The organism is Nonomuraea sp. ATR24 (genome assembly GCF_041950485.1).
Classification (GTDB): Bacteria; Actinomycetota; Actinomycetes; order Streptosporangiales; family Streptosporangiaceae; genus Nonomuraea; species Nonomuraea ceibae.
The window spans coordinates 122,924-144,222 of record NZ_JBGNUU010000008.1 but is presented as its reverse complement, the minus strand read 5'-3'; the positions used below and the strand labels follow the sequence as shown (position 1 = coordinate 144,222).

The following is a 21,299-nucleotide window of genomic DNA, read 5'->3' as shown; positions in this document are numbered from 1 at the left end:
CCCCATATTCAATGGAATAAGCAGGTGAGTGGGGGTTGAATCCATGTTCGTCTCACGGTAGCGACAAATATCGGGCCGCCCGGTGGCAGCTAGTTGCCGGAAAAACCGGTCACCGCGCTGAGGTACAGATTTATTGGCTTTACCGGCTAATCTGACTTATATGCAGGTTGGTTCGTTGATCGCCGCCGGATACGACTGCGAGATTTTCGACGCCGGCCCCGGCCGCGTCGTCCGCCGCTCGCGCGACGGCCGCAGCCTCGAACGCGAGGCCGCCGTCATGCGCCACGCCAGGCGGCACGGCTTCCCCGCCCCCGAGGTCTACGACGCCGACGGGGGCGACATCCTCATGGAGCACGTCGACGGGCCGAGCCTGCTCGAGGAGACGGCCCGCGACCCCGGCCGCGCCGCCGAGCACGGCGCGCTGCTCGCCGGGCTGCTGCGGCAGCTCTCGGCCGTGCGGGCGCCCGGCTGGCTGCGCGCCGCCTCCGGCCGCCCCGGCAACCGGCTGCTCCACCTCGACCTGCACCCCGGCAACGTGCTCGTCACGGCCGACGGCCCCCGGGTGGTCGACTGGGCCAACGCCGCCCGGGGCGCGCCCGGCGTCGACGCCGCCTGCACCTGGCTCATCCTCGCCACCGCCCCCGTCGCCACGCCGGAGCTCGCCGGCGCGCGGGCCGGGCTGCTCGCCGCCTTCCTCGACGGCGTCGACCCCGACGCCGCCCGCCCGCACCTCGGCTCCGAGGCCGCCCGCCGCCTGGCCGAACGCGACCTGCCCGCCGGCGAGCAGGACGCCATCGCCCGCTTCCTGGCCGACGCCGGAGCCCCGTGACCCGCACCCTCCGCCCACGTCCGCATCAGCCCCCCACGGAGGTCGACATGGCAGAGCACCGCGACGTGCGGGCCTCGGACGCCGACCGCGAGGCCGCCGCCCGCCGCCTGCGCACGGCGGTCGAGGAAGGCTGCCTCGACCTTCCCGAGTTCGACGACCGCGTCGGGCGGGCGCTCGGCGCCACCACCCGCGGCGAGCTGGCCGTGCTCCTCGCCGACCTGCCCGCCGAACCGCGCCCGGCCCCGCCGCCCGCCCGCCCCGCCGGGACGCCGCGGTGGCTGAGGACGCTCTGGGCCGTGTGGGGCGCGATCCTCACCGTCAACGTCGTGGCCTGGGGCGTGGTCAGCGTCGCCGAGGCATGCCCCGCCGAGTTCTGGCCCAAGGACCTGCTCGGCCCCGCCCTCGTGCTCGCCGTCGTCACCGCCGTCAACGCCGCGCGCCGGCGCGGCACGCCCCCGGGCGGGCTCTCGGGGGGCGGGGCGTGAGCGCACCGGCCCCTCCCAGGGGTGAGCGGCGCGGCGAGGTCGACCTGCTGCGGGTCCTCGTCGTCGCCGGGCTGGTGCTGTTCCACTCCGCGCTCGTCTTCGACGCCCGCGACGACTTCTACGTCAAGAACGCCGAGACCACCGGCCTCACCCTGGTCGTCTCCGTCCTCGGCGTCCTCTGGGCGATGCCGCTGCTCTTCTACGTCGCCGGGCTCGCCGCCCGCCACTCGCTGAGCCGCCGCGGCCCCGCCCGCTACGCCGCCGAACGGTTACGCCGGATCGGCGTGCCCCTCGTGTTCGCCACCGTGGCCGTCGTCCCGGTGCCGCAGTGGCTACGCCTGCGCGCCGACCCCGCCTACCACGAGTCCTACCTGGAGTTCCTGCCCCGGTTCTTCCGGATCGAGCTGGACCCGGCCCAGTTCCCGTTCGTGCTCCAGGGCGAGCATTTCGAGACCGGGCACCTGTGGTTCCTGGTGCTGCTGCTGACGTTCTCGCTGCTGCTGGCCGCCGTCGCCCGATGGGGACCCGCCTGGCGGCCGGGGGAGCGGATCGCCGCCCTCGCCGACCGGCGCGGCGCCGTGCTGCTCGCCGCGCTGCCCCTCGCCCTGATCAGCGCGCTCCTCGGCCTGGAGGAGGAGTACGCGGGCTGGAGCCGGTGGGCGTACCTGGTCTTCTTCGCCTACGGGTTCGCCTTCGCCGCCGACCACCGCTTCCGCCGGGCGCTCCGCCGCGACCTGCGCCTGGTCGCCGCCTGCGGGCTCGTGCTGTTCGCGGCCGGGGTGCCGGTGCTGCTCGGCGCGGGCGACGACGCCTTCACCGCCGCCACGCCTCTCGCCCTCGCCGGCCGCGCCCTCTACGGGGCCGCCGGGTGGTGCTGGCTGCTCACCATCCTCGGCGCCCTCGACCGCCCCGCCGCCACCGCCGCCCCCGCCGTTCCCGGCACGGCGAGCGCGGGCCGGGCTCCCGTCGGGCCGGGCGTGCGGCGCTACCTGGCCGAGGCGGTGCTGCCCCTGTACGTGCTGCACCAGCCGGTGGTGGTCGCGGTCGCGTTCTGGGTGGTGCGGATGGAGGCGCCCATCGCGGTCAAGTACGTGATCATCGCGGTCGTGTCGTCGGCCCTGACGCTGCTCGCCTACGACCTGCTGGTGCGGCGGACCCGGGTGACGCGGTTCCTGTTCGGCATGCGTACCCGGGAGAAGGCCGCGGCGGCCGAGCGCGCGTGACTCAGGCCAGCCAGGCGCGCACCCGCTCGGCGAACCAGGCCGGGCGCTGGAGCGGGATGCCGTGCCCGGCCCCTTCGACGATCTCCAGCCCGCTGCCCGGCAGCGCCTCGTGCAGCAGCCGGGCCGACGCCAGCATGACGCGCCGCTCCCGCCCGCCCGCGAGGACCAGCGCCGCCCGGGGGAAGCGCGCCCACCCCGGCGGGACGGTGAAGCGGATGTTCTCGCCCACGGCCGCCAGCAGGGTCTGCTTCGACACGGCCGCGGACGTGCGGACGTAGTCGCCGAGCAGCTCGTCCGGCACGAACAGCGCCTTGGCCTGCGCCCTGGCGAACCACTCCCGGCCGGCCAGCCCCGCCGTCGCGCCGAGCAGGCCGAGCGTGAGGCCGGGTGCCGCGCTGGGCCGGGCCTGCGCGCTCACCACCATGACCCGCTCCACCAGCTCCGGCGCCTCGGCGGCCAGCAGGACGGCGAGCTGAGCGCCCAGCGAGAACCCCGCCACGCGGACGCGCCCGCCCTGCTCGCCGAGGATCCGGATCAGCGCCTCGACCGTGCGGCCGTGGGAGTGGTACGGCTCGCCGGCGCTGCGGTCATGGCCTGGCAGGTCCGGGACGATCAGCCGGTGATCGCGCGACAGCCGCTCGCGGACCGGCTCCCACATCCAGCCGGCGACCCCGCCCCCGTGCAGCAGGAGCACCGGCGGCGCGCCGGCCGGACCGTACGTCTCGACATGCATCCGAACAGCTCCCCGTATCACCTGCGGCGGACCGCCAACCTATCGCGCCGGGCCGGGGCGCCTCGGGCCCGGTGCCGGTCACAGGTCGTGGCCGTACTCGTCGACGTCGAGCTCGGCGCGGGTGGCGCGCAGGAAGTCCAGGACGTGCCGGTCCAGATGCCATCCCAGCGGCCGGTCCGGGGTGCCGGCGGCGGGGGCCTCGTCGGTGAAGAAGCGGACCACCTGGAGGGTCGCCGAGTTCCCCGGCTCGCGCCGGTCCAGCTCGCCGGCCAGGTCGCCGATCGCCTCCGCGTACGGATACAGGCGCTCCACCCGGGTCAGGATCATGTCGTCCAGCGGCAGGCTCGACCGGGGCGGGCCGTCGACCCGCCACACGTGCACGGCCGGGTGGGGCGGGTCGGGCAGTTTGCCGCCCATGACCGTGATCCTGTCCGGTTCGAGGGCGAGGCGGGCCGTCATCTCCGCCGCTGGCATGCGTTCACTCTTCAGTGCGAAATACACGTACTGCTCGACCTGCACGGCCCTCCGTTCCCGAACGTGTCCCCGGCCGCCCGGACGTGCCCGGTCCAGGGCGTGGTCCGTCGGCCGAGGGTGCCGCCCGACAGCATGTCATGATCGGCCACACGGCTGTCGCGTCGCCGCACCGGCCGGCGGCCCGGACACCGGCAGCGGGCTGACCTGCCGGGGACGGAACTCTCCGGACAGGACCCGCGCCGCGACGGATCCGGTGATCAGCAGCAGTACGGCACACGACACGATGGCCCAGCCCCGTCGGCGCACGGCCGTAGAAGGTAGCAGAGCGGTGGAAACGGCTGGCCGCCCCTGTTCCGGTAGGGCCCGCCCTACCGGAACAGACGCGCCCGCATGACTGATCTTGACCCCGGAACGCCCAAAGATGAGGACATCACCACCTAACGCAGGAGATGTCCTCTGATGCACAAGCACCTCGCCGTCGCTGCCGCCGCTGTCACGCTGCTGGGAGCCGTCGCCGCGCCCGCCGCGGCCGCCACCCCCCTGAGCGTGCAGCAGCAGGCCGATCGGTTGACCCGGCAGGACGGCCTGGCCGGCGCGGTGGTCTCGGTGCGGGAGCGCGACGGCCGGACGGCCACGTGGACCTCCGGCACTGCCGAGCGGGGCACGGGCAGGCCGATGGTCGGCGGCGACGGCCGCTTCCGCGCCGCCAGCGTGACCAAGCCGGTGATCGCGGCGACGGTGATGCGCCTGGTCGCGGCGGGCAAGGTGAGCCTGGACGAGCAGGCGGAGCACTACCTGCCCGGCTCGCTGGGCGGCGCCCGCGTCACCGTGCGCCAGCTGCTCCAGCACACCAGCGGCCTGCCCGAGTACTTCGACCTGGTCGACTGGACCAAGCCGGCTTCCCCCGCCGAGCACCTGGCCCTCGCCCTGACCCGCCCGCTGGGCAAGCCGGGCGCGCAGTGGTCCTACTCCAACACCAACTACCTGGTCATCGGCATGATCATCGAGAAGGTGACCGGCAAGGACTTCCGGCGCGTGTCCGAGCAGGGCGTGCTCAAGGGTCTGCCCGGCACGTACTGGCCCAAGCCGGGCGAACTGGGCATCCGTGGCCGGCACGCCCACACGTACGGGCTCAACCCCGCCGCGCCGGAGGACGGCGAGACGGACACGACGCGGCTTCCCGCCCACGCCTTCGGCGCCGGCGGCGGCCTGGTCTCCACGCCGGACGACCTCAACCGCTTCTGGCAGAGCATCCCCGAGCGCACCCTGCGCACCATGCTCGCCGGGGCCGTCCCCGCCTCCGACCCCCGGGGCAGCCGGTACGGGCTCGGCGTCTACACCTATCCGCTGAGCTGCGGGCGGGTCTGGATGCACGACGGCGGGCTGCCGGGCACGCGCGTGCTCAGCGGGCGCACCCGCGAGGGCCGGGCCGCCACCGTCTATGCCACGGGCACCCCGAAGAGCGACCGGCACCTGTTCGCCACCCTCGACGCCGCCCTGTGCTGACTTCGGTGAATCCGGGAGTCCGCGCCCGCCGCGCCCGCCGTGCCCGCCGCGCCCCCGCCGTGCCCCCGCCGTGCCCCCGTGCGGAGCCCTTGCTAAGATCACCTTTCGTACCATACGGGATGGTATGTTGATCACGCTGGGGGTAAGACGGTGACTTCCTCGTCCGCGCTCGTCGTCGGCGGCGGCATCGGCGGTCTGGCGACCGCGATCGGGCTTCGCCGTAACGGCTGGCAGGTGACGCTGCTGGAACGCGCGCCCGCGTTCCGGCCGCTGGGCTCCGGCATCACCCTGGCGCCCAACGCCGTGCGCGCGCTCGACGCGCTCGGACTGGGCGCCGAGCTCCGCGCCAGGGGAATGGCGCAGGGCTCGGCCGGGCTGCGCAGGCCGTCAGGGCGCTGGATCATGCGCGGAAGGGTCCAGGACCTGGAGCGCCGCATGGGCGTGCCGGCCTTCGCGCTGCACCGGGCCGACCTCCACGACCTGCTGATCGGCGCACTCCAGGACGCCGACATCCGGCTCGGTCACACGCTCACCGGCCTGCCGGGACCGGGCACGGTGGCCTTCGACGGGCCCGACGGCCCGGGGGAGCTGACCGCCGACCTGATCGTGGGGGCGGACGGCATCCGCAGCAAGCTGCGCCGGATCCTGTTCCCCGCCCATCCGGGCCCCGTCTACGCCGGCTATATCACCTGGCGCGGCATCGTCGCCGCAGATCGCACTCCCCCCGGGATGCCCAGGTCCATCACCGAGAGCTGGGGACGTGGACGGCGCTTCGGCGTGATCCCCCTGGCCGACGGGCGCGTCTACTGGTACGCCACCCAGTCCTGCCCCGAGGGCGCCGGGGCGGGCGACACCCTGGCCCAGCTCGGGGCCCGGTTCGCGAGCTGGCACCGGCCCATCCCCCAGCTCCTCGCCGCCACCTCGCCCGACGCCCTGATCAGGCACGACATCCACTCCCTCGTCACCCCCCTGGAGACCTACGTCTCGGGCCGGGTGGCCCTGCTGGGCGATGCGGCGCACGCGCTGACCCCCGACCTCGGGCAGGGCGCGGCCCAGGCGCTGGAGGACGCGGTCACCCTGACGGCATTCGCGAGCTCCCGCGGCGGCGTCGAGGAGGCGCTCGTGCGCTACGACCGGGCGAGGCGGCCCAGGGCGCAGCAGGTGGTGCGGACGTCGGCCCAGGTCGGCCGCATCATCCAGCTCCGCAACCCCGTGGGCGCGGCCGTGCGCGACACGCTCGCCTCCCTGGTCCCGGCCGACACCTACCTGAACGCGACCGCCCGGACCCTCGACTGGCACCCGCCCCGCCCGGCCTGAGCCGGCCGCGGATCGGCAATGGCCGGACTTTCGCCCGGGGTGCCGTTGTTCCGGACCCATGAATTCATTCCGTGAATTATGCCTTTTCTGCCTTCATGCTATTTTGGCATTTCGCGATAAAAGAAAAGGCATCAATTCATGCTGTGGGAGTCGTCGATGGATTCGCTGGTCGTCGAGCGGGTGGAGACCTTCGTCGTGGAATTGCCGGCGATCCGGTCGTTCAGCATCTCGGGCGGGAGCGTCACCAGCCCCGACCGGCCCGCCGTCCGCGTGCTGGTGAAGGTGACCGCCGGTGGGCTCACCGGCTGGGGTGAGGCGACGCCGACGCCCGCGTGGACGTACGAGACCACCGAGTCGATCTCGACGACGATCCACCACTACCTCGCCCCGGCCCTGATCGGCCGGCCCGCCTGGGACTTCGACGGGGCCGGCGCGGCCTTCGAGAGGGTGATCAACCGGGGGCTGACGATCGGCTCCCCGATCGCCAAGTCGGCGCTCGACCTGGCGCTGCACGACCTGATCGGGCGGGCGCTCGGCGTGCCCGTCGGCGTGCTGTGGGGGCAGCGCAGGCTCGACCGGATCAAACTGGGCTGGATCGTCGCGGGTCAGACCGCCGACGAGGTGCGGCGGGCGGTCGAGGAAGGCCGCGAGCACGGCTACGGAGCGTACAAGGTCAAGGTGGGGCTGCACGACGAGGCGACGGACTTCGCCGTCGTGGCGGCGGTCCGGCGGGCCGCGCCGGACGCGCCCGTCTGGGTGGACGCCAACCAGGCCTACACCGTCGACGGCGCGCTGCGGATGGCCCGCCGGCTGGCCGACCTGGACGTGTCGGCGTTCGAGCAGCCGCTGCCCGCCAACGACCTCACCGGCCTGCGGCGCCTGCGCGACCACAGCCCGCTGCCGGTGGCCCTGGACGAGAGCCTGCGGCACCCGTCGGACCTGGCCACGTTCGTGAAGCTCGACGCGGTGGACATCGCCATCGCCAAGGTGCAGCGGTCGGGCGGCCTCACGCTGTCGCGCCGCCTGTGCCAGCTCGCCGAGGACGCCGGGCTCCGCATCATGGGGTCGGGGCTGACCGACACCGACCTCGGGTTCGCCGCGTCGCTGCACCTGTTCGCGGCGTTCGGCGTGGACACGCCGGTGGACCTGAACGGCCGGCAGTTCGTCCGGTCGGCGTACGTCGGGGGGAGCACGGTGGAGGTCGTGGACGGCGCCGCACTGGTGCCGTCCGGTCCGGGGCTCGGGGTCGAGGTGGACGAGCAGGCCGTCCGCTCGCTGGCCACCGCCCACTGGACCGCCTGACCCCTCGAACGGCCGGAAGGACTGGGGCGGTCCTCCCGCCCCGGCCCTTCCGGCCCGCGCGCCGGGTCAGCGGAGCCAGTCGTCCAGGTGGGCGGCCACGAAGTCGTCGTCCACCAGCCACGGGTACGCCGCTCGCACCCGGGCGATCTCCTCCGCCTGCCCCGGCGACAGGGTCTCCTCCGGGTCCAGGCACCACGTCCCGGCCAGCAGCCCCTGCCCGCGCAGCACCTCGTGCACGCCGGCGACGCAGCCGCGGAAGCCGCCCGCCACGTCGAAGACGGCGCCGTTGGCGTCGGTGAGGTCGGCGGCGCGGGCCAGCAGCGAGCGCAGGGCCGCGTCGTCCCCGGCCCGCGCCCGCCGCACCTCCTCGAACATGAGCACGGCCGCCCGGGTCCACACCGCCCACTGGCCGAGCAGCCCGCCGGCGACGCGGTGGCCGGCGAACGAGGTGAGCAGGTCGCCCAGGATGTTGTCGTCGTTGCCCGTGTAGAGGGCGACGTCGCCGCCGCGGCCCGACTCGGCGACCGCCCTGGCCACGTCCACCGTGCGGTAGCGGTCGAACGGCGCCGTCTTGATCGCCACCACGGACTCCTGCCGGCTCAGCCCCCGCCAGAAGGCCGGGCTCAGCCGCTGTCCCCCGACCGCCTCCTGCAGGTAGAAGCCGATGACGGGCAGCACCTCGCCGACGGCCCTGGCCCGCTCCAGCAGCTCCGGCTCGCTCGCGCCGGGCACGGAGGGCGACAGCAGCACCGCGTGGTAGCCGAGCGAGGCGGCCAGCTCCGCCTCGGCGACGGCCTGGGCGGTGCCGCCGCAGGCCCCGGCGACCAGCACGAACGGCCGTCCGGACTCCTTGGCCACCACCTCCGCGGCGAGCTCCAGGACCGGCCGGAGCAGCCCGGCCTCGCGGATGGCGAACTGCGTGGTGTGCACGCCGACGGCCACCCCGCCGGCCCCGGCGGCCAGGTAGTAGCGGGTGAGCGCGCGCTGGCGGCGCTCGTCCAGGGTGCGGGCGGCGGTGAGCGCCAGCGGGTGGGCGGGGATGACGCTCCCCTCCCTGAGCAGGTCGATCGACACGTCAGAACCTCCCGTCGCGTACGGAGAACTTGGTCGGCTTGCCCGCCAGCGGCAGGCCGCGCGTCAGCCAGGCGGCCTGCCAGGCGACGAGGGTGTCCAGGGGGACGTCCGGGTAGCCGAACAGGCCGTGGCAGCGGGAGGCGTCGCTGAGCAGCGCCGTGCCGGACTCCTCCCCGGCGAAGCGGGGCCCGGCGCCGAGGAGTGCGGCCAGCCGGGTGGCGGCGCGCCGCACGGAGGCGGTCTCCGGCCCGGTCAGGTTGAGCACGAACGGCTCCGGGGCGCGCGCGTGCAGCAGCGACCGCAGCGCGACCTCGTTGGCGTAGCCCTGCCAGACGACGTTGACGTGGCCGGTCGTGACGTCCACGGGCCGGCCGTCCCGCACGGCCGAGGCGAGGTCGGCCAGCACGCCGTAACGCAGGTCCACGGCGTAGGACAGCCGCAGGATCGCCACCCGCGCGCCGAGGACGGCGGCGGCGTGCTCGAAGACGCGTTCGCGGCCCAGGCAGCTCATGGCGTACTCGCCGACCGGGCCGGGCTCGTCGTCCTCGGCGCTGCCGCCCCGGGCCACGTCCACGAGCGGGTACACGTTGCCGGTGGAGAACGCGGCGATGGCGGCGTCGCGGTAGCGGCGCCCGACCGCGGCGGGCAGCGCGGCGTTGACCGCCCACGCCCGGTACGGCTCGGCCGAGGTGCCGAACTTGGCCCCGGCCAGGAACACGACGCCGCCGGCGTCGGGCAGCCCGGCCAGGTCGTCGCCGCCCATGAGGTCGTGGCGGACGACGTCCACCCCGTCCTCGCGCAGCGCCCGCGCCGCCGCCTCGTCCGACCAGCGCGAGACCGCGTGCACGCGGGTCCCGGAACGCCCGGCGGCGTCCAGGGCGCGGCGGGCCAGCCGGGCCAGGCTGGGGCCCATCTTGCCGCCGGCGCCGAGGAGGACGAGGTCGCCGTCGAGCCGGGCGGCGTCGGCGACCAGCGCGACCGACGGGGTGGCCAGCCGCTCCTCGAGCTCCTTCTCAGACCCGAACATGCCGCGCTCCTTCCGCGAGGCCGGAGGCCCCGGCGTGGCCGGGCCGCCGGTAACGCACGCCGAGCTCGTCGAGCAGCGGCAGGTGGGCCGACAGGCGGCGGGTGAAGCCGCCCGGGTCCCGGCCCCGTGACCAGGCGGCCTCGGCGACCGCGCACAGCCGGGGGAAGGCGTTGTAGTCGAACCGCTCGCGCGTGGGCAGGTACTCGCCCCACAGCTGGGCCTGCAGGCCGAGGACGGCGTCACCGGCGTCGAACCCGTAGACGGTCTCCAGCGGCAGCGGCCCGGAGATGCTGACGGGCTCGCCCGGCCCGTCGGACTCGGCGTAGTCGAGGTAGGTGTGCGTGTGCGGGGCGGCGACCACGTCGTGCCCGGCGCGCAGCGCGGCCTCCACCCGGTCCACGCCCCGCCACGCCATGATCACCATGTCCTCGGGCGGGTCGTGGTCGAGCATGTCGTCCCAGGCGACCGCACGACGGCCGAGCCCGCGCAGGTGACCGGCCAGCAGGCGGCCCCACCAGCCGAGCAGGGCGGCGGGACCGGGCAGCCCCTCATCCGCCACGCGCCGCGCGGCCTCGGGGCTGCGCGCCCACTCCTCGCCGCGGACCTCGTCCCCGCCGATGTGCACGTACGGGGACGGGAACACCTCGCACAGCTCGTCGAGCACGTCGCGGGCGAACGCGACGGCGCGGTCGCCGACGTTCAGCACGTGCGGCGAGATGCCCCAGGTGGTGCGCACCTCGACGGGCTCGTCACCGGGGTGGCCGAGCCACGGGCAGGCGGCAACGGCGGCCTGGGAGTGGCCGGGGAACTCGATCTCGGGGACCACGGTGACGCCGCGCGCCGCCGCGTACACGGCCAGTTCCCGCAGCTCGCGCTGGGTGTAGAAGCCGCCGTGCGGGGTGTCGTCGGACACGCCGTCGCGGGCGTGCCCGGCCGGGGACCGCCTCCGGTACGCGCCGGCCTCGGTGAGGCGGGGATGGGCGCGGACCTCGAAGCGCCAGCCCTGGTCGTCGGTGAGGTGCAGGTGCAGGACGTTGAACTTGTGCAACGCCAGCAGATCCACGTACGCGTACAGGAAGGACAAGGGCCGCCACCAGCGGGCGACGTCGATCATGACGCCGCGCCAGGCGTGCCGGGGGACGTCCCGCACGGCGCCGCACGGCAGGCCGGCGGGGGTGCGGAGCTGGCGCATGGTCTGCACGCCCCACCGCAGCCCGGCCTCGGCGGCGGCGGCCACGTCGGCGCGCTCGGGGGTGACGGTGAGGACGTAGCCCTCCGGACCCAGGGCGGCGTCGTCCACGAGCCGCAGCGTGATCTCGGCCGGGCCGTCGCCGTCCGGGGGCAGGCCGAGCAGGTCGCGGGCGAGCCCGGCCTGCGGCCCGCGCACCCGCGCGCCGGCGCCGAGCGGGAACAGCCCTGCGCCGGGCCGCCACGAGGTGACCTGGGGGATCATCGGCCGAGCACCTCCCGGAAGGCGGTCAGGGCCGCGCCGACGGGCGGCGCGTCGGGGTACCAGACGCGCTCCCACTCCAGGGCCAGGTAGCCGGCGTAGCCGATGCGGTCCAGCTCGGCCAGCACGGCGGGCACGCCGACGGCGCCGTGGCCGGGCAGCACCGGCGCCAGGTCGGCGGGCGAGGCGGCGTCCTTGATCTGCACGTGCCGCAGGTGCGGCGCGAGCACGTCGGCGGTGCGCGCGGGCGGCTCGCCGGCCCGCCACGGGTTCACGACGTCCCACAGGGCGCCGACGCGCTCCGAGCCGACCCCGGACAGCACCGCCGCCACGGCCTGGCCGGTGAGGAACACGTCGTGGGTCTCCAGCAGGACGTCCACGCCGTTACCGGGCAGCCGGGCGGCGACCTCGGCCAGCCGCTCGGTGGCGGCCGGGGCGGGGTCGGCCTGGCCTTCGACGCCGCCGAAGACGCGGACGTAGCGGGCGCCGAGCGCCTCGGCGATCTCGACGTGGCGCAGCACCTCGGCGACGGGGTCGCCGTCGGGGCGGGCCACGCGGGTGTAGGAGCAGACGGCGACGATCTCGACGCCGGCCTCGGCGAAGGCGCGCTCGACCGCGCGCAGCTCGGCGGCCGTGCTGTCAGGCGCGATGAGGTCGCCGTCGGCGCACCGCAGCTCGACGCCGGCGCAGCCGTGTTCGGCGGCGATCCGGACGACCTCGTCGACAGGGGCTCCGGGGGTGCCGAGCGTGCTGAAGGCGAGCGGGTTCACGGGTGTCCTTTCACGGTGACGGTGGAGCCGAGACGGGCCGACTCGTAGACGGCCAGGGCGACGTCCAGGACGGACAGCGCGTACTCGGGGGTGACCTGGGGCGGGGTGCGCCCGGCGCAGGCGCGGGCGAAGTCGTCGAGCTGGGCGGCGAAGGCCGCGGCCATCTCGCCGGGCTCGGGGGCGGCCACCTGGGTGGCGGCGCCGGCGCGGAAGGACCACACGCCGTCGCCGCGGCTGATCCGCACCGCCCCCTCGCCGCAGACGATCTCGGTCTCGTCGGTGAACGGCAGGCCGGTGCCGGTGACGTTGATCGTCGAGCGGGTGCCGTCCGCGTGCCGGGCCAGCGCGACCGCCTCGGTCTCCACGGCCTTGCCGCCGGGCACGGCCACGTGCGCGGTCACCTCGGTGATCGGGGAGCCGACGAGCATCTGGAGCTTGTCGATGCTGTGGGTGCCGACGTTGAGCACGATCCCCCCGCCCGCCATGCCGGCGTCGAGGAACCAGCGCGGCCGGGCCGGGTCGGCGTAGTCGGCGGTGCGCCGCTCGGAGGCCACCACGACGCCGCCCAGCTCGCCGGAGGACAGGTAGGCCGCCGCGGTGCGCAGCGTCGGCACGAAGCGCAGCACGTGGCCGGCGGCGAGCACGACGCCGGCGGCGCGGCACGCCTCGATCATGGCGAGGGCGTCCTCGCGCGTGGTGGCGATGGGCTTCTCCACGAGCACGTGCAACCCGGCCGCGGCGGCGTCGAGCGTGATGGGGGCGTGCAGGGCGTGCGGGACCGTGACGACGACCGCGTCGAGGCCGCCCGCGTCGAGCATCGCCCGATGGTCGGTGTGGACGCGGGCGCCGGCCTCGGCGGCCAGCTTCTCCGCCGCCTCGGCGCGCACGTCGCACACCGCGACGACGTTCACCCGCCCGGCGCTCCGGCGGGCGGCCGCCAGGTGGAACTCGGCGATGGTGCCCGCGCCGATGACGCCCAGGCGCAGCCCGGATGTAATGGTCACGATGTCCTTTCTGAGGTGGACGGGGCTGAGAGGGGCTCAGCCCTTGAGTCCCGCGGACATGGTTCCGCGGACGAAGTAGCGCTGGGCCAGCACGAACACCACGAGCATCGGCAGGAGGCTCATCATGGCCGCGGCCGTGACGAGCTGGTCGTTGCCCACCCACTGCCCCTTGAGGCTCAGCACGCCGACGGGCAGCGTGTAGTTCTCCGGCGAGGTGAGGTAGATGACCGGCTCCAGCACGGCCTTCCACGAGGTGGTGAACGTGAAGACGGCCAGCGTGGCCAGGGCGGGCTTGGCCAGCGGGAGGTGCACCCGCCAGAACACCTGCCACGGGTTGGCGCCGTCCAGGCCGGCGGCCTCCTCGAAGTCCCTGGGGATGGCCAGGAACGTCTGCCGCATCAGGAAGATCCCGATGGGCGTGGCGAGCCAGTACGGCACGATGAGCGGCAGCAGCGTGTCCAGCCAGCCCAGCGACCGGAACAGCAGGAAGTTCGGCACGATCGTGATGACGGTGGGCAGCATCATCGTGCCGAGCGCCATCGTGAGCAGGGCCTGCTTGCCGGGCAGGCGCATCCTGGCCAGGGCGTGGCCGACGGTCGCGCTGGTGACGACGTTGCCGATCACCGCCAGCACGGCGATCACGAGGCTGTTGACCAGGTAGATCCCGAACGGGGCGCGTTCCCACACCTCGGCGTAGTTGCTCCACTGGACGGGGTCGGGGACCCACACCGGCGGCACCTGGATGTACTGGGCGAAGCTCTTGAGCGAGTTGCCCAGCGCCGCCAGGAACGGCACCAGCATGACCGCCGCCCCCGACAGGACCAGCAGGTACGACAGCGTCTTACGCATAGTGCACCCACCTGCGCTGGAGCCGGAACTGCACCAGGGTGAGCACGAGCACCAGCACGAACAGCACCCACGCCACGGCCGAGGCGTAGCCCATCTGGAAGAACTGGAAGCCCTGCCGGTACAGGTAGAGGACGGTCAGCTCGCTGGCGCCGTGCGGGCCGCCGTCGGTCATCACGTACACCTGCTCGAACGACTGCAGCGTCTCGATGGAGGTGAGCACCAGCACCAGGAACGTCGTGCCGGAGATCCCGGGCAGCGTGATGTAGCGGAAGCGGTTCCACGCCGAGGCGCCGTCGATCTTGGCCGCCTCGTACCGCTCCTCGGGGATGGCCTGCAGCCCGGCCAGGAACAGCACCATCATGTAGCCGACGCCCTTCCACACCGCGACGGCGGCCAGGGTGGGGATGACCAGGGCGGGGTCCTGCAGCCAGTTCTCGGCCGGCAGCCCGACCAGGGCGAGCACCTGGTTGGCGATGCCGGTCTGCGGGTTGAACACCGAGTCGGCGACGTAGGCGACCACCACCCACGAGGAGACCACCGGCACGAAGTAGGCCGCCCGGAACAGGGCCATGCCGCGCAGCCTCTGGTTGAGCGCCATCGCCAGCAGCAGCGCCAGCGCCGTCTGGGTGGGCACGAACAGCACCGCGAAGTAGGCGGTGTTGCCGAGCGTGCGCCAGAACACCTCGTCGCCGAGCAGCCGGGAGAAGTTGCCGAACCCGACGAACGTGGGCGGGGACATCAGGTCGTAGTCGGTCATGCTGAAGAACAGCGAGGCCAGCACCGGCCAGGCGGTCAGCGCCACCAGGTGGAGCAGGTAGGGGGAGGCGAAGGCCAGGGCCCAGGCGCGTTCCCTGGCCCTGCGCGTGCGCGCCGTCGCGGGAGGCCCGGCGGCGACCGGCCGCGCCTTGCGGGTGAGGACCGTCACTGCGTCTGCCCCGCGTAGAAGCGGTCGATGACCTGCTGGGCCTCCTTCTGCCCGGTCGCCAGCGCCTCGGCCACCGGGGTGGCGCCCGACAGCGCCTCGTTGACGCGCTTGGCCAGGGCCTCGGTGTACTCCGACCAGACGGCGTTGGTGCCGAGCGTGTCGGAGGCGTCCAGCGCCTCCAGGAACACCGGGCCCCGGTCGGCGGGCAGCGCCGTGGCGGCGGCCTTCTTGTTGATCGGGATGGCCTCGCCGAGCTCGGCCCAGCGGCTCTGCGGCTTCTCGCCGGAGAAGTACGTGATCCACTTCCAGGCGGCGTCGGCCTGCTCGGGCGTGGCGGCCTTGCTGACCACCCACGAGTTGACGATGGCGACGTTCCCCCGGCCGCCGGGCCCCTTGGGCAGCGGGGCGACGCCGAAGTCGACCTTCGCGCTCATGGCGGGCAGGGTCCGGGCGTAGATGCCGTACGACATGGCCACGCGGCCGGTGGCGAACAGGGTGTGCACGGCGCCCTTGCCGAACGACTCGGTGGTGACGTAGTCGGGGGCGAACCCGTCCTTGCCCATCGCGGCCAGCATCCAGTCGAGCGCGGCCCTGGACTCGGGGGTGTCGATGGCGACCTTGCGGTTGCCGTCGGTGACGACGTCGCCGCCGAACGCCTTGACGATGGGCCACCAGCTCTCGGTGAAGCCGGGGGAGTAGGCGCGGAAGCCGTAGGTGTCGGGCCTGCCGTCGCCGTTGGTGTCCTTGGTGAGCTTCCTGGCGGCGGCGGCCAGGTCGTCGTAGGTCCAGTCGGCGGTCGGCTCGGCCACGCCGGCCTCGGCGAACAGCTTCTTGTTGTAGAACAGCACGGGCGTCTGGGCGCCCTGGGGGAAGCCGTGGACGCGGCCCTTCCCGTCGCGGTTCAGCTCCAGGCCGGAGTAGGCGGCGGCGTCGACGGTCCTGACGCGGTCGGTGAGGTCGGCCAGCGCGCCGCGGGCGGCGAACTCCTGCACGAGCACGCCGTCCGACAGCCACACCTGCGGCGCCTGGCCGCCGGCGATCTGCGTGCGCAGCCGCTCGAAGAACTTGACGTACGGTGCGACCTCCAGCTGCACCTTGATCGACGGGTTGGCGGCGGTGAACTCCTTGACCAGTTCCCGCATGAGCGTGTCGGCGGGGTCTCCGGCGCCGGCGTAGAAGCCGAGGCGCAGGGTGACGGCGCCCGGCTCCCCGGCCGGGCCGCCTCCGCACGACGCCGTCCCGGCCAGGGCGAGCACGGCCAGCGTGCCGGCGGCGAGCATGCGAACTTTCATGGGTCCTCCACGGGCGAAGGGGGGATCAGGGGGGTGAAGGGGACGAGCGCGTGCCTGGGACCGCGCGCGCCTCTCGGGGGGCGTGCGCGGTTGCCGGACCGTGCGCGTTCTGGGGGTGTGCGTTCTGGGGGTGTGCGTTCTAGGTGGGGACGCGTACTTCCACGAGGCTGCCGGAGGCGGCGCCGCAGGAGGCGCGCACGGCCAGGCGGGGCTGGAGCACCACGCGGCAGACCGGGGCGGCCGGGCCGAGCTCGATGCGGCGCAGCAGCAGCTCGGTCGCCATGCGGCCGACCTCGGCCTTGGGCGGCGACACGGCCGTCAGCGGCACCTCAGACAGGTCGGCGACCTCGTCGTCGTAGGCGACCACGGCGATGTCGTCGGGGACGGTGAGCCCGACCCGGCGCAGGTAGGGCAGCAGGGCGGTGGCCTCGCGGTCGCCCAGGCACACGACGGCGCGCACCTTCTCGGCGACCAGGGCGTTGGCGTAGGCGAGCAGGTCGGGGCCGGTCCAGACGGCCTGCCGGGCCGTGGCCGCCGGGATCTCCGGCAGGCCGAGGTCGGCGACGGCGCTGCGGAATCCGGCGAACACCTGCTCGGAGGTCGCGGTGCCGACGCGGCCGAGGTAGCCGATCCGGCTGCGGCCGAGCCCGCTCAGGTGCTGCACGGCCGCGTAGCCGCCGCCGGGCACGTCGGTGCAGACGTAGGAGGTCGGGTCGGCCGGCCTGGGGTCGGCCGGCCGGCGCTCGACCAGCACGTACGGCACCGGCAGCGTGCGCAGCCTGGCCAGGTGCGCGGCGGGGTCGGCGGCCAGGTGCAGGTTGGGCACCAGCAGCAGGCCGGCGACGCCGACGTCCACGAGCTGCTGGAGCTGGGCCGACTCGGTGGCGGGGTCGTAGTTGGAGCACGCGAGCACGAGCCGGACGCCGGCCGCGGTGGCGGCCCGCTCGATGCCCTCGACGATCCGGGGGAAGTAGTAGGTGGTGGACGGGACGAGCGCACCGATGAGCCGCGGCCCGGCGCCCGGGGTGGCCGTGACGGAGTTCGCCACGAACGTGCCCGACCCCTGCCGCCGGCGGACGAGCCCCTCCTCGACCAGGAGGTCCACGGCGCGGCGCACGGTGTTGACGCCGACCGCGTAGGTCCGGGCGAGCTCGGCCTCCGTCGGGAGTCTCGCGCCGACCGGCCAGCGGCCCTGGGCGATCTCCTGCCGCAGGCGGGCGGCGAGGGTGCGGAAGCGCCGACCCCTGGGGAGGGAATTCATTCCATCGGATGGCTCCATGACCGGATTCTTCGCCATATTCCGTCCATAAGTCAATCCTGAATTCATGCTTTATCCATTCGATAAATAGTATGAATTCATTCCTTTATTGCGGGCGCGCGTGCAGGGGTCACCAGGACGCGGTGACGTCCCGGTCGCGGTCGTAGGCGCCGGCCCAGTAGCGGTCCGGGGCCGTCAGACGGTGCACGGCGAAGCCGGTCTCGCCCGTCGCCTGCTTCAGCGTCTCCGACGTGGCTGTGGCCCATCCGCCGGCGTCGGCGGTCACCGTCACGTACCGGCCGGCGGAGAAGGTGAACCGGCCCCGCACGGTGGCGGCCACCGGCTCCCCGGTCTCCTGGTCCACCACGCGCAGCCGCACCCGCGCCACGCCGTTCTCCAGCGTGACCGCCATCGACTCCACCACCGCCGGGCGCAGGCCGGTGCCGCCCGTCGTCACCGTCACCGGCGCGGAGGCGGGGCCGCGGTTCCCGGCCACGTCCACCGGGACGACCCGGTAGTGGTAGGCGGTGCCCGGCAGCAGCCCCGTGTCGGTGTGCGCCAGGCCGCGCGCCCGCCCGGCGAGCGTGTCCGCCCCCGGCGTGAAGCCCGCCCGCGCCGACCGGTGCACCTCGTAGAAGGCCACCTCCGTGTCGTCGCCGGCCCGGCCGTAGGCCAGGTCGACCGTGGCGTGCTCGAACGCCGTGGCCGTCGGCGGGGAGGCCACGCCGGTCGGCGGGCCCGCGTCGGCCGGCGGGTCCGGCCACCGGGCCGACGGCCCCCAGACCGTGGGCAGCTCGCGGTAGGAGTCGTAGTGGTGCAGCGCGACCCCGGCGAAGGCCGGGCTCGCCGAGAACGCCGCGTACACCTTGGCCAGCTCGGCCTCCAGGGCGTCCCTGCCCTCCTCGCGGAAGGTGATGCTGGAAGGGTCGCCGCTGGTGGCGATGTCGAGCGTCTCGACCCCGACCACGACCGACAGCGGCTTGCCGATGCGCTCGGCGTAGGCCAGCTCGCCGGCGGCCTGCGCGATGATGCCCGCGCTCCCGTCGGCCGTGTCGCGGTAGTCCATGATCGCGATGTAGTCGGACAGGTCCTGCACGTGCTCCGACAGCGGCCGGGTGACGCCGCCGTACGGGACGGCCGTGCAGCACGCCGACACGTCCAGCCAGCGGGGCACCGCCGGCCCGAACAGCAGCGGCTGGCCGGAGGCGTCCCGTCGGGCGATCATCGCCCGCAGCGTGTCCAGCCACTGGATCTGCGGCTCCGGCTTGGCGCTGGCGAACCACGGCAGGATGTACGGCTCGATGTCCACGTTGATCCCGTCGAAGCGCTGCTCGGGCGCGGAGGACAGGTTGTAGTTCAGCACCCGCTCCATCTCCCGCACCGCGCGGTCGCGGTAGCGGGGCAGCGCCCCCAGGTACGGCGGCCGGGTGCCGCCGGCGACGGTGGCGTGCACCCGCATGCCGCGGCGGTGCGCCCAGGCCACGAAGTCGCGCAGCCGGGGCCGGGCGTCCTCGATCACGTCGCGCCCGGCGTGGACGTCCACGCCCAGGTAGATCGTCGAGCCGGGGTCGAGGACGGTCTCCAGCAGGCGGCGCGAGCCCGGGTTGAGCACCAGGTTGTAGGAGGCCTTCTCCCAGATCCACATCGCCCGGTCCTGCCGGTGCGGCACCGGCCGTTCCTTCTCGGCCGTGCCCAGCAGCACGTACCTGGTCGCGGACCGGGACACGTGGCCGCGCGCGTCCACCGCCTCGGCCTCCAGGCTCGCCGCCACGTCACCGTGGTGGGAGGGGGTCAGCAGCGCCGTGTAGCGCCCGGCCGCGCCGGTGGCGCGCGTCCACGGCCCGCCGTTGACCCGCACCCGCACCGTGCGCACGTCGTGGTCCCGCACGTCCACGCGGATCGGGGTGGGTTTGGAGAGCCGGGCGCCGTCGGCGGGCGCGGTGATCGCCACCTCGGGCGCGCGGGCCGCCGGGTCGTCCAGCCGCAGCGTCGTCGGCCGCGACCACACGCCGTAGCGGGTGCGGGCGTCGCTCGCCCTGGCGTAGACCTCGACGTCCCCGTGCAGGTCGCGGGTGTCCAGGTCGTAGGACCAGGTGCCGGTGTCGTCGGCGTCGGGGTCGCTGACGCGGGCCCGTTCGATCCGCTCGCCGCCGACGACGAGGGTCACGTCGTACGCGCCGGTGAATCGCCCGGCCAGGCGGACGACGCCGGGAGCCGTCTCGGCGGAGTCGATCACCACCGAGGGGGGTTCGACGGCGCCGGCGGCGGGCGGCGGCAGGGCCGCGACCCCGGTCAGGGCGAGCAGCAGCCCGCCGGAGATCCGCGAGAACCGTAAAGGCATGAGAGGCCACCTCCATAGGAATGAATCAGGGCCGGAGGAAGGAATGTCCGGGCAGAGCGCCCAGGAATGGCGCAACAATAACGGGAGGTTTCCGGAATAAAAATGGCGTGAATTCCCTCCCGCACGGCAGGCGGCATCAGAGCGGCCGCCTGCAGAAATGTTTCGATGGCCTGACATGCGGCTTGTATGCTGCTGGGGACCCATCCCCCCGAAAAGTTTCGAGGTGCCGGCTTGCCGGACGAGCCCCGCTGGGTGACCACCTGGGCCTCGGCCCCCCAGCTCACCGAACCGGGCGACCTGCCGCCCGCCCCCTACACGCGCGACGGCCTCACCCTGGCGGGCAGCACGCTGCGGCAGACCGTGCGCGTCTCCGCCGGTGGGCCGAGGATCCGGCTGCGGCTGTCCAACGCGTTCGGCGGCGCCCCGCTGCGGCTCACCCGCGTCCTGCTGGCGCTGCCCCGCGACGGCCGGTCGGGGGAGCGCGCCGTCCGGCCGGGCACGTCCCGGCCGGTGACCTTCCACGGCCGGACCCCGGCCGTCGTGCCGCCCGGCGCGCACGTCGTCTCCGACCCGCTCGACCTGGACGTGCCGCCGCGCGCCGCGCTCACCGTCACCCTCCACCTCGCCGGCGGGCACCCGGCGGCGGGCCTCACCTCCCACCCCGGCTCCCGCACCACCTCCCACCTCGCTCCCGGCGACCAGGCAGGCGCCGCCGACCTGGCCGGCGCCACGCCCGTCGACCACTGGTACCTGCTCAGCGGCGTCGAGACGTGGTCCACGGCCTCCGCGCTCGCCCTGCTCGGCGACTCGCTCACCGACGGCCGGGGCTCCACCACCAACGGCGACGACCGCTGGCCCGACCGGCTCCTCGACCGGCTGCCGCCCGGCGCGGCCGCCGCCGTCGTCAACCAGGCGGCGGGCGGCAACCGGGTGCTCGCCGACGGCCTCGGCCCCGCCGCGCTGTCCCGCCTCGACCGCGACGTGCTCGCGCAGAGCGGCGTCGACCGGCTGCTCGTCTTCGAAGGCGTCAACGACCTCGGCACCGCCCCGCCCGCCCCGGACGCGCAGAAGGACGTCGGCGGCGAGCTGATCGCCGCCTACCACCAGATCGTCGTGCGCGCCCAGGCGCGCGGCATGCTCGTGTACGGCGCCACGCTCACGCCGTTCGGCGGCCACGTCCCGTACGACGATCCGGACGGCCACCGCGAGGCCGCCCGGCAGGAGGTCAACGCCTGGATACGCGGCGGCGGCGCGTTCGACGCGGTGGTGGACTTCGACCGGGCGGCCCGCGACCCGGCGGACCCCCGGAGGCTGCGCCCGGCCTACGACGAGGGCGATCACCTGCACCTCAACCCGGCCGGCTACCGGGCGCTCGCCGCCGCCTTCCCGCTGGATCTGCTCACGGCGACGCGGTGACGGGCCACGTCTCTTTTGGTGATT

The 21,299-nt window shown here is 74.4% G+C and carries 19 protein-coding genes; 7 read left to right on the top strand and 12 right to left on the bottom strand.

Going from position 1 to position 21,299, the window contains the following annotated elements:
* Positions 1-160 precede the first annotated feature (160 nt).
* The 3 genes from ACBI99_RS21650 to ACBI99_RS21640 are packed head-to-tail and all read left to right on the top strand — an operon-like array spanning position 161 to position 2,537.
* Positions 161-829 (top strand): phosphotransferase, encoded by a 669-nt coding sequence (locus ACBI99_RS21650; protein WP_375073254.1) that lies wholly within the window; start codon positions 161-163, stop codon positions 827-829.
* A 47-nt stretch (positions 830-876) separates the two neighbouring features.
* Entirely contained in the window at positions 877-1,314 is a 438-nt protein-coding gene (locus tag ACBI99_RS21645) for a DUF1707 domain-containing protein (protein WP_357589588.1), read from the top strand.
* On the top strand, positions 1,311-2,537 hold the full coding sequence (locus ACBI99_RS21640) for an acyltransferase family protein (protein ID WP_375073253.1): 1,227 nt from the start codon (positions 1,311-1,313) through the stop codon (positions 2,535-2,537). The genes ACBI99_RS21645 and ACBI99_RS21640 overlap by 4 nt, the downstream gene beginning before the upstream one ends.
* 1 nt (position 2,538) lies before the next feature.
* Here the strand turns inward: ACBI99_RS21640 and ACBI99_RS21635 are convergent, their stop codons facing one another.
* Complete coding sequence (locus tag ACBI99_RS21635) at positions 2,539-3,270, bottom strand: alpha/beta fold hydrolase (protein ID WP_375073252.1); 732 nt, start codon at positions 3,268-3,270, stop codon at positions 2,539-2,541.
* Between the two features lie 78 nt (positions 3,271-3,348).
* Positions 3,349-3,744: a DUF4279 domain-containing protein gene (locus tag ACBI99_RS21630; protein WP_375073250.1), complete on the bottom strand. Its 396-nt coding sequence runs from the start codon at positions 3,742-3,744 to the stop codon at positions 3,349-3,351.
* Positions 3,745-4,203: 459 nt separating this feature from the next.
* On the opposite strand from ACBI99_RS21630, the gene ACBI99_RS21625 reads away from it, so the two are divergent.
* From ACBI99_RS21625 to ACBI99_RS21615, 3 genes are all read left to right on the top strand, one after another.
* Positions 4,204-5,250: a serine hydrolase domain-containing protein gene (locus ACBI99_RS21625; protein WP_375073249.1), complete on the top strand. Its 1,047-nt coding sequence runs from the start codon at positions 4,204-4,206 to the stop codon at positions 5,248-5,250.
* A gap of 150 nt (positions 5,251-5,400) precedes the next feature.
* Positions 5,401-6,567, top strand: coding sequence for an FAD-dependent monooxygenase (locus tag ACBI99_RS21620; protein ID WP_375073247.1), 1,167 nt, complete (start codon positions 5,401-5,403; stop codon positions 6,565-6,567).
* A 156-nt stretch (positions 6,568-6,723) separates the two neighbouring features.
* Complete coding sequence (locus tag ACBI99_RS21615; RefSeq protein ID WP_219507358.1) at positions 6,724-7,869, top strand: mandelate racemase/muconate lactonizing enzyme family protein; 1,146 nt, start codon at positions 6,724-6,726, stop codon at positions 7,867-7,869.
* Positions 7,870-7,935: 66 nt separating this feature from the next.
* Here the strand turns inward: ACBI99_RS21615 and ACBI99_RS21610 are convergent, their stop codons facing one another.
* The 10 genes from ACBI99_RS21610 to ACBI99_RS21565 form a co-directional block, all read right to left on the bottom strand.
* Positions 7,936-8,943 carry a dihydrodipicolinate synthase family protein gene (locus ACBI99_RS21610; RefSeq protein WP_219507356.1) on the bottom strand — a complete coding sequence of 336 codons (1,008 nt, stop codon included), beginning with the start codon at positions 8,941-8,943 and terminating at the stop codon, positions 7,936-7,938.
* A 1-nt stretch (position 8,944) separates the two neighbouring features.
* Positions 8,945-9,970, bottom strand: a complete 1,026-nt coding sequence (locus tag ACBI99_RS21605; RefSeq protein ID WP_375073245.1) for an NAD-dependent epimerase/dehydratase family protein — start codon at positions 9,968-9,970, stop codon at positions 8,945-8,947.
* Positions 9,957-11,423: a beta-N-acetylhexosaminidase gene (locus ACBI99_RS21600; protein ID WP_375073243.1), complete on the bottom strand. Its 1,467-nt coding sequence runs from the start codon at positions 11,421-11,423 to the stop codon at positions 9,957-9,959. Before ACBI99_RS21600 ends, ACBI99_RS21605 begins: the two co-directional genes overlap by 14 nt.
* Positions 11,420-12,190, bottom strand: coding sequence for a sugar phosphate isomerase/epimerase family protein (locus ACBI99_RS21595; protein WP_375073241.1), 771 nt, complete (start codon positions 12,188-12,190; stop codon positions 11,420-11,422). The genes ACBI99_RS21600 and ACBI99_RS21595 overlap by 4 nt, the downstream gene beginning before the upstream one ends.
* Positions 12,187-13,194, bottom strand: coding sequence for a Gfo/Idh/MocA family protein (locus ACBI99_RS21590; protein WP_375073240.1), 1,008 nt, complete (start codon positions 13,192-13,194; stop codon positions 12,187-12,189). Before ACBI99_RS21590 ends, ACBI99_RS21595 begins: the two co-directional genes overlap by 4 nt.
* 36 nt (positions 13,195-13,230) lie before the next feature.
* On the bottom strand, positions 13,231-14,043 hold the full coding sequence (locus ACBI99_RS21585) for a carbohydrate ABC transporter permease (RefSeq protein WP_364170809.1): 813 nt from the start codon (positions 14,041-14,043) through the stop codon (positions 13,231-13,233).
* Positions 14,036-14,968: a carbohydrate ABC transporter permease gene (locus ACBI99_RS21580; RefSeq protein ID WP_219507349.1), complete on the bottom strand. Its 933-nt coding sequence runs from the start codon at positions 14,966-14,968 to the stop codon at positions 14,036-14,038. Before ACBI99_RS21580 ends, ACBI99_RS21585 begins: the two co-directional genes overlap by 8 nt.
* Positions 14,965-16,260, bottom strand: a complete 1,296-nt coding sequence (locus ACBI99_RS21575; RefSeq protein ID WP_219507348.1) for a sugar ABC transporter substrate-binding protein — start codon at positions 16,258-16,260, stop codon at positions 14,965-14,967. Before ACBI99_RS21575 ends, ACBI99_RS21580 begins: the two co-directional genes overlap by 4 nt.
* Before the next feature lie 139 nt (positions 16,261-16,399).
* The gene (locus ACBI99_RS21570; RefSeq protein ID WP_219507346.1) at positions 16,400-17,521 is read right to left on the bottom strand and encodes a GntR family transcriptional regulator; all 1,122 of its coding nucleotides are present in this window, start codon (positions 17,519-17,521) and stop codon (positions 16,400-16,402) included.
* A 127-nt stretch (positions 17,522-17,648) separates the two neighbouring features.
* Positions 17,649-19,859, bottom strand: a complete 2,211-nt coding sequence (locus tag ACBI99_RS21565; RefSeq protein WP_375073239.1) for an Ig-like domain-containing protein — start codon at positions 19,857-19,859, stop codon at positions 17,649-17,651.
* A 231-nt stretch (positions 19,860-20,090) separates the two neighbouring features.
* On the opposite strand from ACBI99_RS21565, the gene ACBI99_RS21560 reads away from it, so the two are divergent.
* Positions 20,091-21,275 carry an SGNH/GDSL hydrolase family protein gene (locus tag ACBI99_RS21560; protein WP_357589609.1) on the top strand — a complete coding sequence of 395 codons (1,185 nt, stop codon included), beginning with the start codon at positions 20,091-20,093 and terminating at the stop codon, positions 21,273-21,275.
* Positions 21,276-21,299 lie beyond the last annotated feature (24 nt).

What these genes read in the sequence shown, in the direction of transcription:
- ACBI99_RS21650 (WP_375073254.1), top strand. Translation starts at nt 161, where the DNA reads ATGCAGGTTGGTTCGTTGATCGCCGCCGGATACGACTGCGAGATTTTC.
- ACBI99_RS21645 (WP_357589588.1), top strand. Translation starts at nt 877, where the DNA reads ATGGCAGAGCACCGCGACGTGCGGGCCTCGGACGCCGACCGCGAGGCC.
- ACBI99_RS21635 (WP_375073252.1), bottom strand. Translation starts at nt 3,270, where the DNA reads ATGCATGTCGAGACGTACGGTCCGGCCGGCGCGCCGCCGGTGCTCCTG.
- ACBI99_RS21630 (WP_375073250.1), bottom strand. Translation starts at nt 3,744, where the DNA reads ATGCCAGCGGCGGAGATGACGGCCCGCCTCGCCCTCGAACCGGACAGG.
- ACBI99_RS21625 (WP_375073249.1), top strand. Translation starts at nt 4,204, where the DNA reads ATGCACAAGCACCTCGCCGTCGCTGCCGCCGCTGTCACGCTGCTGGGA.
- ACBI99_RS21615 (WP_219507358.1), top strand. Translation starts at nt 6,724, where the DNA reads ATGGATTCGCTGGTCGTCGAGCGGGTGGAGACCTTCGTCGTGGAATTG.
- ACBI99_RS21605 (WP_375073245.1), bottom strand. Translation starts at nt 9,970, where the DNA reads ATGTTCGGGTCTGAGAAGGAGCTCGAGGAGCGGCTGGCCACCCCGTCG.
- ACBI99_RS21600 (WP_375073243.1), bottom strand. Translation starts at nt 11,423, where the DNA reads ATGATCCCCCAGGTCACCTCGTGGCGGCCCGGCGCAGGGCTGTTCCCG.
- ACBI99_RS21585 (WP_364170809.1), bottom strand. Translation starts at nt 14,043, where the DNA reads ATGCGTAAGACGCTGTCGTACCTGCTGGTCCTGTCGGGGGCGGCGGTC.
- ACBI99_RS21575 (WP_219507348.1), bottom strand. Translation starts at nt 16,260, where the DNA reads ATGAAAGTTCGCATGCTCGCCGCCGGCACGCTGGCCGTGCTCGCCCTG.
- ACBI99_RS21570 (WP_219507346.1), bottom strand. Translation starts at nt 17,521, where the DNA reads ATGAATTCCCTCCCCAGGGGTCGGCGCTTCCGCACCCTCGCCGCCCGC.
- ACBI99_RS21565 (WP_375073239.1), bottom strand. Translation starts at nt 19,859, where the DNA reads ATGCCTTTACGGTTCTCGCGGATCTCCGGCGGGCTGCTGCTCGCCCTG.